At 77.2% G+C, this 923-nt stretch carries 1 protein-coding gene; it reads left to right on the top strand.

Translation table 11 applies throughout. The features are described from left to right. Nucleotides 1-38: 38 nt before the first annotated feature. The coding region (locus NWP09_RS13005; protein WP_258275911.1) for an FtsK/SpoIIIE domain-containing protein at nucleotides 39-923 on the top strand (885 nt) is incomplete at its 3' end.

Here is a 923-nt window from a genome sequence, read left to right as displayed (position 1 = left end):
TCCACCGCACGCTCGCGCGCTCTTCTCAGGTGGTGGATATGCCGTGGGGGCTCGCGGACCGGTGCCCGCTGCCCGAGCGCGTCGACCTCGCAGCCCTGCCTCGCGGGCGAGGGGGCCTCGCCGCGGTGTTCCTGGCCGCGGAGGAGCCGATCGAGCTCGACCTCGTGCGCGACGGCCCACACGCCGTCGTCGGCGGCACGACCGGGTCCGGCAAGAGCGAGCTGCTCATCGCGTGGGTCGCCGCGATGGCCGCCGGCCGCACGACCGAGGAGGTCTCCTTCCTGCTCGTGGACTTCAAGGGCGGCGCCTCCTTCGCCGCGCTCCACGGCCTCGCGCACGTCGTCGGGGTGATGACCGACCTCGACGAGCCGGGCGCGCGGCGGGCGATCGAGAGCCTGCGCGCCGAGCTCCGCCGCCGCGAGCGGCAGCTGGCCGACCAGGGCGCGCGCTCGATCGAGGAGGCGCGCGGGCTCCCGCGGCTCGTCATCGTCGTCGACGAGTTCGCGGCGATGCTCGCCGAGCTGCCCGACCTGCACCGGGTCTTCGTCGACCTCGCGGCCCGCGGGCGCTCGCTCGGCGTGCACCTCGTGCTGTGCACGCAGCGCCCGGCCGACGCGGTGCGCGACGCGCTGCTCGCCAACTGCGGCATCCGCATCTCGCTCCGCGTCACCGGCGACGCGGACGCGGTGGCCGTCACCGGCAGCCCGCAGGCGGCGACGATCCCGCTCGAGGCGCGCGGGCGCTGCGTCGTGCGCGTGAGCGGCGGGGCGACCCGGCTCGCGCAGGCCGCGCTCGCCACGGGCGACCACCTCGCCGAGCTCGTCGCCGCGGCCTCAGCGCTGCCGCGACAGGAGCGCCCGTGGCGGGAGCCGCTGCCCGCGCGGCTGCTGCTCCGGGATGTCGGGGCACCGGCCGCCTCGATG

Source organism: Agrococcus sp. HG114 (assembly GCF_024723325.1).
Lineage (GTDB): Bacteria > Actinomycetota > Actinomycetes > Actinomycetales > Microbacteriaceae > Agrococcus.
This window is presented reverse-complemented; position numbering and strand designations above follow the sequence as displayed.